12 protein-coding genes are annotated in these 9,210 nt (G+C 37.4%); 7 read left to right on the top strand and 5 right to left on the bottom strand.

Annotated elements, in window-relative coordinates; genetic code table 11:
- Positions 1-257 precede the first annotated feature (257 nt).
- A complete protein-coding gene (locus A6049_RS31645) occupies positions 258-1,124 on the bottom strand; it encodes a DNA-binding protein (RefSeq protein WP_240321602.1) in 867 nt (288 codons plus the stop codon).
- Positions 1,125-1,320: 196 nt separating this feature from the next.
- Between A6049_RS31645 and A6049_RS31640 the strand changes: the two genes are divergently transcribed.
- Positions 1,321-1,884, top strand: a complete 564-nt coding sequence (locus A6049_RS31640) for a hypothetical protein (RefSeq protein WP_063568376.1) — start codon at positions 1,321-1,323, stop codon at positions 1,882-1,884.
- 12 nt (positions 1,885-1,896) lie between these two features.
- Positions 1,897-2,265, top strand: a complete 369-nt coding sequence (locus A6049_RS31635; RefSeq protein ID WP_063568375.1) for a hypothetical protein — start codon at positions 1,897-1,899, stop codon at positions 2,263-2,265.
- 98 nt (positions 2,266-2,363) lie between these two features.
- Here A6049_RS31635 and A6049_RS31630 read toward each other — a convergent pair whose 3' ends face one another.
- A complete protein-coding gene (locus A6049_RS31630; RefSeq protein WP_063568374.1) occupies positions 2,364-2,945 on the bottom strand; it encodes a hypothetical protein in 582 nt (193 codons plus the stop codon).
- A gap of 195 nt (positions 2,946-3,140) precedes the next feature.
- Here A6049_RS31630 and A6049_RS31625 point away from each other — a divergent pair, with 195 nt between their 5' ends.
- Positions 3,141-3,860 (top strand): phosphodiester glycosidase family protein, encoded by a 720-nt coding sequence (locus tag A6049_RS31625; RefSeq protein WP_063568373.1) that lies wholly within the window; start codon positions 3,141-3,143, stop codon positions 3,858-3,860.
- 132 nt (positions 3,861-3,992) lie between these two features.
- Here the strand turns inward: A6049_RS31625 and A6049_RS31620 are convergent, their stop codons facing one another.
- Positions 3,993-4,214 (bottom strand): hypothetical protein, encoded by a 222-nt coding sequence (locus A6049_RS31620; protein ID WP_063568372.1) that lies wholly within the window; start codon positions 4,212-4,214, stop codon positions 3,993-3,995.
- A gap of 141 nt (positions 4,215-4,355) precedes the next feature.
- Between A6049_RS31620 and A6049_RS33075 the strand changes: the two genes are divergently transcribed.
- The 3 genes from A6049_RS33075 (at position 4,356) to A6049_RS33685 (ending at position 5,188) form a co-directional block, all read left to right on the top strand.
- Entirely contained in the window at positions 4,356-4,565 is a 210-nt protein-coding gene (locus A6049_RS33075; RefSeq protein ID WP_145921976.1) for a hypothetical protein, read from the top strand.
- Between the two features lie 80 nt (positions 4,566-4,645).
- Complete coding sequence (locus A6049_RS31615; RefSeq protein WP_063568371.1) at positions 4,646-5,011, top strand: hypothetical protein; 366 nt, start codon at positions 4,646-4,648, stop codon at positions 5,009-5,011.
- Positions 5,012-5,023: 12 nt separating this feature from the next.
- A complete protein-coding gene (locus A6049_RS33685) occupies positions 5,024-5,188 on the top strand; it encodes a hypothetical protein (RefSeq protein ID WP_162842474.1) in 165 nt (54 codons plus the stop codon).
- A gap of 777 nt (positions 5,189-5,965) precedes the next feature.
- Here A6049_RS33685 and A6049_RS31605 read toward each other — a convergent pair.
- A complete protein-coding gene (locus tag A6049_RS31605; protein ID WP_063568369.1) occupies positions 5,966-6,424 on the bottom strand; it encodes a hypothetical protein in 459 nt (152 codons plus the stop codon).
- Positions 6,425-6,971: 547 nt separating this feature from the next.
- Between A6049_RS31605 and A6049_RS31600 the strand changes: the two genes are divergently transcribed.
- Positions 6,972-7,646, top strand: a complete 675-nt coding sequence (locus A6049_RS31600) for a hypothetical protein (protein WP_063568368.1) — start codon at positions 6,972-6,974, stop codon at positions 7,644-7,646.
- Positions 7,647-8,117: 471 nt separating this feature from the next.
- Here the strand turns inward: A6049_RS31600 and A6049_RS31595 are convergent, their stop codons facing one another.
- Entirely contained in the window at positions 8,118-9,053 is a 936-nt protein-coding gene (locus A6049_RS31595) for an ankyrin repeat domain-containing protein (protein WP_063568367.1), read from the bottom strand.
- Between the last annotated feature and the right edge of the window lie 157 nt (positions 9,054-9,210).

Raw genomic sequence — 9,210 nt, 5'->3', positions numbered from 1 at the left:
CACCGGTGCAGCTCACACACCCAGGACGGCCAAGGCCGTCCTTTTGTTCGTCTCCGGAAGAAATAGCAGCCAGGCACGTACCAGAAGCGCCCACAGGCTGAAGCCCGAGCGCCCGGCCCCTGCTGCTTCCTCCATTCGGACGATTCGAAACCCAAAGAAAAAGACCACCTTAGAAAGATGGTCTTTGAAAAAGCGATTAACCGTTCACCCCATGATTGAGCGTTCCAATTGTAGTAGGTGGAACTGGAACAATAATACTAAAAAGCGCTACTGTTAAAAACATGGCCATTAATGTTTTTTTCATTTGTCAGGACTCCTTTTATAATAGTTTCATATCTTAGCTGTTGCTCTGTTGATGCTAATTTTCGGACTTTCTCATACATTGCTGAATTTGTAATAAATTCCTTATACACATCCATATTAACCGCTATTGCTAGATATTCAAGAATGTAATTTATTGTATCATGGTAGGATTTTTGATTGAGTGTGTATATGGCTAGTTGGTTCAGTAGTTTAATGTAATACACGCGATTCCCAATATCCTCATAGCTTGCGAATATCTCAAGATCGTGAGAGATATGATCGTTCAAAATATGATCAACATTCCAGTTGTTAAGGTTAGCCGCTTCCAATATGGTAATCAAACCAGGCAATATCTCTTCCTCGTCTGATTGAATAAAGGTGTGGTACTCTTCCAGAATTTCAAAATCACCGGCCAGTAGATCAATAGCGTAGGAGTTAGCTTTGGCAAAAATCTTAAACCGGCGAACTTCTTCTTGGCCTTCCGGATCTTGAGTATTGTACTGATCCAAGTTTTCATAATGTGATATGCAGGATCGTGCTTCTTCATATAGACCCTGCTTCTGGTACACGATAGATTCAGCCAGGTAACTATATCCTATGTAAAATATGAGCGGCCTTCTCATGGGCAACTGAAGTGGGGATATGTCTCCGTACTTTTGTTGTGTTTTATATAGATTCCCTGAGACTTTGTGCATGTGCCTTATGATTTTTTTTGCTTCTTCCCAATCATTCTGTTTGTAACATATGCGAAATAATTCAAAAGCTTTATCCAGAACATGATTTTGATCTGACAGTAAGAAAACTTCTTCATTTTCTTGCAATGTAATCCCTCCATATCTAACATATTCATGGAGTCAAAGGTGTGAGACCCGGCATTTTTGTCCCCATATTATTACAAATATATACAAAAATTAACTATCGGTCAATTCCAAATAACCAAATGCCTTTGCAATAAAGGTAAATGTGAACGGGATGTGTATATTTGGTAACATACATCCATGAGGGAGTGAGCCAGCTATGTTAAATGAAAAAATCATTGTGCGGGTCAGCGATCACGTACCTGGATATGAAGGGAAAACAGTGGGTGTTGCCCGGCAAGGTGACGTTTTTATATTTCGCAGCCCGATCGGTAATTTAAGTGATGCTGAGTATCTTACATGCTATAAGCTTAGTAGAAGTGACTTTGTAGAGCCGTTCAAACGCTCTACAGAGCGCCAATGGATCGAACAGGAAGAACGGTACCGATTATACTTCAACGGACTTGCAGAACGGTTTATGCCTATAATAGAAGCCTACTGGCACGAGGATGGGGCAGATGTAGAACTATATTGGTCTGTTATGGAAAAACAAGGTATAGAAAGCCGCTGCGCGGATCTGATGCTTTTTAATCAGTATCTATGGCGTAAAGCCAGGGAGCTGGAAGAAAATGAATCGGAGAATCTTAGGCGAATTGATCAGGTTTATGAGATGATCAAGGGCATTAGTAAGATATTTGAGGCTAGAGCCGGACAAAGCTCAATAGAAACAGACTCTATATATTTCAAAACAGACGATTCTATTTTCTGGCATGGGTGCTTATAAGGGGGAGAATGCATGTTCAAGGCCTATAGATTTATAGAGTGTGGGGGAAAGTATTTTCCACCTGATCCGGTAGAGACAGCCGCAGAGCTATATCAGTACGTTCAAACTCATAAGGAGCAATATCCAGAAGTTCGCGTTACCGATCGTGATGATTATATTGCGGTTCAAGCGATCAACGGCATAATTGTTTTTCTGAAAAAATGGGCGTTGATGGAGGTCAAGCAGAAATACATCAATGAACCAGTAGTTTTCAACTCAGACGCTTTTAAACAGGCTTTAGAGCGTTCAGGGTTCCCTACCGACCCCGATTTAGATTTTAAAGCACTTGCTGCACAGAACTATTTGACGGAGCTGTATGAGAGCATAGAAGGTGAAGATTAAGCCGAAACAAGGGAGAGAATTATTTTAAGCAATACTAAGGGACTGTCCCTAGCCATTTTTATGACTTATGGGCAGCCCCTTGTTTTTGCATAACGATTCTAATCTATATTTTCAATACCCCATTCTCCTGCTTCATTTTTAGTGAAGAAGTAGGTAATACCTTGATTTTCAATATTGCCGTCTGAGGATTTTTTTGCAAAACGCACGCCTACTCTAATTTGTTCTGGTTGATCTCTTTTTTCTATAAGATCTAAATCATAGAACATAAATTGATCACTTTCGTTTGTGTAGTAGAAGCCTTCCCTTATAGATTCCAAAGACTCTTTATTCAGATTTTCTTTAAACTTTTCTTTGTTGTTCTCCACAACCGACTGAAGATTGTTATTTAACTTGGAAATAATGTTTTTGTCAAAGAAGCTGCCCTCATATTTGTCAAAGTCTATAGAGACACCTTCTTTAAAATCCGCCGTAGTGATGTCCTTAATTGCTTCATTTTCTCCTGGTTCAATCAAACTTTCTATGTCTGAAGGAGTGTTGGTTGATGGTGCTGATTGGCTCGTTGTGTTGCTTGGTTCTTCACTATTGGAAAGAGAGTCAGCGTCATTTGATTTTCCGCATGCAGAAAGAAGTAAAGTTCCAATTAAACATAAAGATAAAATACCATGAGTGAGATTTTTCATTAAATGAAGTCCTCCTTGAAAGTTTTGGTATATATGTAAGAACGCAAGGAACAAAAAAAAGTTGCAAATCATATTGCGTAACGATACGCTATATGATATTATATGATCATAAAGAGCCACTCCTTGATGTTAGGGTGCATTAAGTACAGTGGATACCCTCTCTTTAATTACTTTATATTAAGGAGAATGATAAATATGGCACAAGCATCTTTTGTACAGAATACAACGGTTGGTGGAGTCAGTGGCGTATATTATATCTCGGCTGATGTTCGAGATGTCTCAGTTCAAAGTATTGGTGGTAATCTTGCTAATTCCAGTTATTCAGGTGTTAATGGAACATTCTTCGATAATCCAAATAAGTTGCTTGGTATTGCAACAGGTCCTAACGGAGCTGCTGTAAAGACTGGTGGCGCACGAACTCCTCTAGGTTTTAAGAGAGGAACACTCTTCTGCTATAACGCAGAGGCTAATGCCAGCCAAATTACTTGCTCTGAACATGTAGTCACAGAGGTAACGGAATATCCTGGTCAAAGAGCCTGGATTAACTGGGCCATTGGTGGTTTGAGTCTTCATGTTCGTAAAAATCTCGGTAAGGCAGATTACTATGCCAAAGTGACAGCTGAAGAAAGTCCAGCAGGTATTGGCTCGTTTGGTTCAGGAATCAGACGTGCGCGTACATTTATTGGATACAAACCATCCAATCAACGGGTAATTATGGGATACATTAGTAGCGCAGAAGCTTATGAAGTCCGGGGGGGGTTGATCGCTTTGGGGTGTACTGAAGGCGTTATGCTTGATTCTGGTTCGTCTTCTCAAATTAAAGGTAAAACATCAGCAAGTAACACGCCTATTAACGTGGGAGCAACTGTAGGTGTTTACAACATGGTTGCAGCTAGCCCTTCTTCTTGGGCATAAATGGTATTTAAGGACGGGTGTCCCCGTCCTTTTTTTTATGTATTATAGCGTACTAATAGCCGATTGCTCATATTGAGCAATCGGCTATTATGTACGTTCAGTGAAATCCGAATAGGCCATAAACAAACAACTTCAAGAGTCTTCCTTTTTATCCTGGCGATTAGCTGCTTTTGAAGTGCTTTGATGAAACGTCTTAACCATCAGATTCATCGTCTTATCAAGTTGAGCCAGGCGTTTCTCTAATCCATCCATTTGTTTGTTGAATTTAACAAGTAACGTCTGAAGCAGGATAAGACAGAGAGCAATAGGGAATCCAACGTTTCCGATTAGCTGAACAACAGCCTGTAGATCCATAAGTAAATACCTCCCTTCTTTAGTTATATTATAGTATATAGCGTTACGTAACGCTATATAAATAAAAAAAGTATATATTATATGTTATTATGACACAAAATATGTGCTATAATGAAAATAAATAATGATAGGGTGAAGCGAATGGAATTGAAAGAAAAGCCTTCTAGGCTCACTGTGTATCTTCCGGAAACAGCCAGAACAGAGTTACTACGGATCTCTGAAGATACTGGATTGTCTCAATCCCAACTGGTTGTTTTGGCTACACATAGTTTAATAGCTAACCATAAAGCAAAAGGCAATGCTATTTTTTCAGAATTGTTAGGTATTGGTTCGAAATCACATGGAAATTAATTACAAAAGATGGGATAAACATATTGTGAGGTGTTACGAATCGCTATATAATATGCATAGCTGAAAAGGAGGGCATATATATGAAGTACAGTATCAACTTATTTGGATTTATGGTTGACTGTGATATTAAAATCACTGGTGAGCATTTTGGTATAGAAATACCGGAGGAAAATCAAAAGGCACTGAAAAATTACTTAATACGCGTATTGCCCAAGTATGGAAGGGAAGCTACTACTGATTCGTCCTTAGATGCATTAGTAAAACTTGCCCTGGATGCTGAAAAGACATTAGATGGCCGTATGGTAGAACCTAAGTTGAAATTACCCTATGAGTTCCAGCCTGAAATTAAAGAAAAACTAATTGAGGCAGCCGCGTTACAAGAGATATCAGCGACTCAATTATTGATTCGTATTATTGAAAATAAATACCAAGAAATCATGGAATAGGGGAATAGACAAATGGCATACGGAAATAAAGTTAAATTCCATTATGACGTACCTGTGTATATAAAAAAGCAACTCGCTACAGCTGCAAAAAAGCTAAATATGACAGCAACTGAACTGTTATCTAAAACCATTGAAGAAGAATATGAACGTATAATAAAGGAAAAAAAGGCTAAATGAGATTAGCCTCTAAAATAAATTGGTGCATTCTATACATTTGGTCAATAGAAAAACTTTGATAGGAATAATCTCGACCAATATGGTCATACGAAAATACATGAAAAACAGAATAGTTTTCTGACCTGTTGTCTTCGATTAAGTAAACATACACATTAGGAATTTCTGTTGTTACATGACAATGAAATTGAGATGTTGGACTTGCATCCATGATCCCTATAATATGTTGCTTTACATCTGAGGATATATCGGACAATTGATTTTCAAAAACTAACATAAGACAAGGGACCCCCTTTTAATTGAATACCGTTTCTGTACTAGGTTCATCCATTATACCAAACGTACGTTCGCATGTTAAGGGTACAATTTCCACAGGAGTATATTTTTTACGTATGGATTGGTTGATATGTTTCGATTTTTCAGGTTACAATATTGACTTTTTGTTGTTGTTTTTATCAAATAATGACTTTTAATAGAGGGAATAAGGAGAATAGAAGATTAATTTTTCAAGTAATTCCTTTTTGTAGAAAAAGGCGTTTTTTTTATTGTATCATATAGCGTAACAATACGATACGTTATAATTAAAAAGCGTTTTTAATGCTGCTTTCTATCGTGTTAAGGGGTTTGTAAAGGAAGAATGATGTCCGTATAGGTATACAAAAAAGGATCGTCAGCATATCTGCAACGATCCCTTTTTGTCGCCTGCTAGTTGAAAACAACATCTGACGTCGGTAAATACCGAATTCAGTTTGCAGCCTAAGATTTCTATTTTATTCTGTATTAAAGCTCTTCCTTCGAATTTGCAAGTTTAACAGAAAGCAATCCTGACATGTTGCCGCCATTTTTAGTGCTGATACTAACCCAGTGGGTACCTGTTGCCCATGGTTTGGTTCCATATTCAGGCCAAGTTGCACCAGGAGCTACAGAGAACGACATTTTTTGAGTACCAGACAGAGTACTTTGAGTAACTCGGACAGTTAGGGTTTCCTTAGATGTATTTTGAACCCAAACTTTGACCCATCCATAATTTGCTTGGATATTAAAATTCTTCGTGAAGCTACTTCCGGAGATCGGTGAATTCACAATAACTGCCATTGGGGTAATGATTCCTTCCCCTTGTGTAGATGTATTAGTTGCTGAAGAGTCCACTACATTATTTGTTAGTGCTGCAGATGCAACCGTGACAGCTGCTACCAAGGATAATGCCGACAAACCTACGAACAAAGTGCTTTTCTTCATAATTTAAAACCCTCTTATTTAAAAATATACATAAAAATAGCTTTGCAAATTTACCATAAGTTACATGTATATACAAGATAAAAATAATTCCAATTTCAAAATTACATGGCCGGCTAACTCAAAAACGTGGACATGAAGCTTAATGGGATTAAGTTGCAAAAGGTCCAGCCTTCATCATCTTTAAGATGAGTAAGCTAAAGGGGTTAAAGTAACGGTTAATTATATAGGTACTTTTACTGTATACGAGTAATAAAAAGAGAAAGGCTGGAAAATAAGCCTTTCTCTTTTTATTATTATCGTTTCATTATTTTTTAATATTTACTAATAACTAGTAGACATATTAATGTTGTTGATATATTATTAATATCATACATTTTTCCTTTTTATATATATTGTTACTGATATGATGATTATTGCGGTTACTATTGTCATCACAATGGGCCAAGCTCCAAAAGTTAACTCTCGAAAGTTCATTTGTCAACACTCCTTTTTATAATAATTTATATAATTATTATATACAAAAAACAGAAAAAATGGAGGTAAATTAATGAAAAAGTCTATTTTGTCAGCACTCACACTACTTATGGTTCTGGCTGTGCCAGTCAGCGCGTCTGCGGAAAGTACCCCCACAGATTTTGAAGTAAGACCTGCAAGTACTTACATTCTTCCCGAGTATGAAGATTATCAACCTGAATCTACTGGAAAGACTTATGAAGATGTCGCCAAAGAATTCGGAGTAAAAAGTCAAGTCGTGACAAATGACCAGATTTCAGAAGCTATTGTGGTTAATAGTCCAGAGGAATACGAAGCATTATTGAGCTCCCTTAAGGAAGGATTTGAAGTTAATGGAGAGCCACAAATAGATGAAAAGTTACAAGTAGCAAGTCCTAGCCGCTTTACTACTATGGGTACTAACTTTATTGTTCCATATGAAAAAGTTATACATGATTTCAAAGTATACTGGGTAAAGGCTTTTGCAGATGCTTCTGTGGCTGACGGAAAAATTACAGGCGTTAATGGATATTCTAAATTATACGGATACCAATTTGGGCTAAGTTATGTTGGACAAAACCCGTCAATCAGCATTGCCAGCGATAAAACTTCTTTCATAGCTACATACCGCGGTGAAATTCAGCTTTATATATTCTTTGAGGGTGTTGGTCGCATAGATAGTTTTGATATCTTCGGAACTATTTCCGAAAAAGTAGTTAGTAATACTTAAACAAAACATATCAAAATAAAGGGAAGTATATTACTCCCAGAAGGACTGTCGAGAAAATCTCGACAGTCTATTTTTATTCCTCCGATCAATATACTGGGCAAATTTAACAGTGGAATGTTAATAATGAAATCTCTCCGGAGTATTCACCTCCTACATGGCTGGTGAGTCAAGCAAGTGCGTCATGCGGGCTAACGCGAGTAAAACCCCTGGCGTGCCAGACAGCAGGTATACGGTGTTTTTGGATTGAGTTAACCATTGCGAATGGGCTACAGTGTAATATAATGTATTTTCGAAGAATCCTAGATGCATCCGTAAGATTGCACAGAACCCCGTTGGTTCAATGAAACACTCGTGAAAGCAGTCTGCACATAATTTCGGATTAAACGTCCTTAAAGGTATAGAAAAAAGGATCGTTGCATGTCTGCAACGATCCCTTCTTCAGCTTCAAAATATACATTAGGAACGTATCAATCAGTTTGAATGCTTTTGTAACGTCAAAAATAGCATGATTTCCTTATAGTTTGGCAGCATTTCTATTGGTTTTTTTCCATTCTGCTGAACAGCGTTTGCATCGGCACCATATTCTAGAAGCAACTGCACCATTTGATAATCCAAATTATTAACAGCCACTCCTAAAAAAGTGCGATCCCATTGCGTACGATTGGGATTAGCCCCTGCTTCTAGGAGCGCTTTTGCACTACTAATGTCTTTATGTGTAATAGAGAACCAAAGAGGGGTTACTCCTTCTTCATCTACGGGATCTGGATTAGCTCCACTTTGCAATAACAATAATACTGTATCCGAGTATCTATCTTTTGCAGCTTGATGAAGTAAAGTTCTTTTTGAGTCATTAACCGGCTTATTAATGTCGTACTTACTATAATCGAGAATCAACTTCGTTTTTTCGGCGGATGCCAGAACTACCTGCCTTGCTATTAATGGACTGTATTTTCCATTATCATAAAAGGAAAAATCGATCCCATTATTAATTAAAATATTAACTAGTTTGAGATTATCTTTAGATAGGGCTGAGAGTAAAAGATCATAGTCATCCTCTTGCCAATTTTCTGGATCATTTTTTTTACTATAAGGTAGTCCAGATTTAAGTAACAAAGACAACAACTCATTATCTTCATTTTCTACAAGTTTCAAAATAGCTTCTTTGGGAAGGGTCCTAGGATCTGCTCCGTAAGATAAAAGAGTAGGTACAATAGAATACCATTCTCTAAAGAAGGCTAACTCTAATGCTGGACCATATACCGTAGTGTTAAAAAATCCTTCATCTCTAACAGTGTCATTTACATCCGTTCCACTATTCAATTGTTCCTTTACTTTACTTTCGTCTTCATCTACAATCGCTTTTAATAAAAGAAGAACATTTTCTTTTTCAACACTACTTTTTTTCATGACAAAAAACCTCAATTCCCCAGCAAATTATGGTTATGCAGTGACTCGTATATTTTATCACTTATGCTCTGATATGAGAAGTTTTTGAGCCTTCAAAAGCTATTCACATAGTTCTTAAAGGTATAAAAAAGGATCGTCAGCATTTCTGCAACGATCC

It is taken from the genome of Paenibacillus sp. O199 (assembly GCF_001636635.1).
GTDB lineage: Bacteria > Bacillota > Bacilli > Paenibacillales > Paenibacillaceae > Paenibacillus > Paenibacillus marchantiae.
This window is presented reverse-complemented; position numbering and strand designations above follow the sequence as displayed.

Bases quoted from the DNA above. Each gene is read 5' to 3' on its own strand.
- A6049_RS31640 (WP_063568376.1), top strand. From the start codon at position 1,321: ATGTTAAATGAAAAAATCATTGTGCGGGTCAGCGATCACGTACCTGGA.
- A6049_RS31635 (WP_063568375.1), top strand. From the start codon at position 1,897: ATGTTCAAGGCCTATAGATTTATAGAGTGTGGGGGAAAGTATTTTCCA.
- A6049_RS31630 (WP_063568374.1), bottom strand. From the start codon at position 2,945: ATGAAAAATCTCACTCATGGTATTTTATCTTTATGTTTAATTGGAACT.
- A6049_RS31625 (WP_063568373.1), top strand. From the start codon at position 3,141: ATGGCACAAGCATCTTTTGTACAGAATACAACGGTTGGTGGAGTCAGT.
- A6049_RS31620 (WP_063568372.1), bottom strand. From the start codon at position 4,214: ATGGATCTACAGGCTGTTGTTCAGCTAATCGGAAACGTTGGATTCCCT.
- A6049_RS33075 (WP_145921976.1), top strand. From the start codon at position 4,356: ATGGAATTGAAAGAAAAGCCTTCTAGGCTCACTGTGTATCTTCCGGAA.
- A6049_RS31615 (WP_063568371.1), top strand. From the start codon at position 4,646: ATGAAGTACAGTATCAACTTATTTGGATTTATGGTTGACTGTGATATT.
- A6049_RS33685 (WP_162842474.1), top strand. From the start codon at position 5,024: ATGGCATACGGAAATAAAGTTAAATTCCATTATGACGTACCTGTGTAT.
- A6049_RS31605 (WP_063568369.1), bottom strand. From the start codon at position 6,424: ATGAAGAAAAGCACTTTGTTCGTAGGTTTGTCGGCATTATCCTTGGTA.
- A6049_RS31600 (WP_063568368.1), top strand. From the start codon at position 6,972: ATGAAAAAGTCTATTTTGTCAGCACTCACACTACTTATGGTTCTGGCT.
- A6049_RS31595 (WP_063568367.1), bottom strand. From the start codon at position 9,053: ATGAAAAAAAGTAGTGTTGAAAAAGAAAATGTTCTTCTTTTATTAAAA.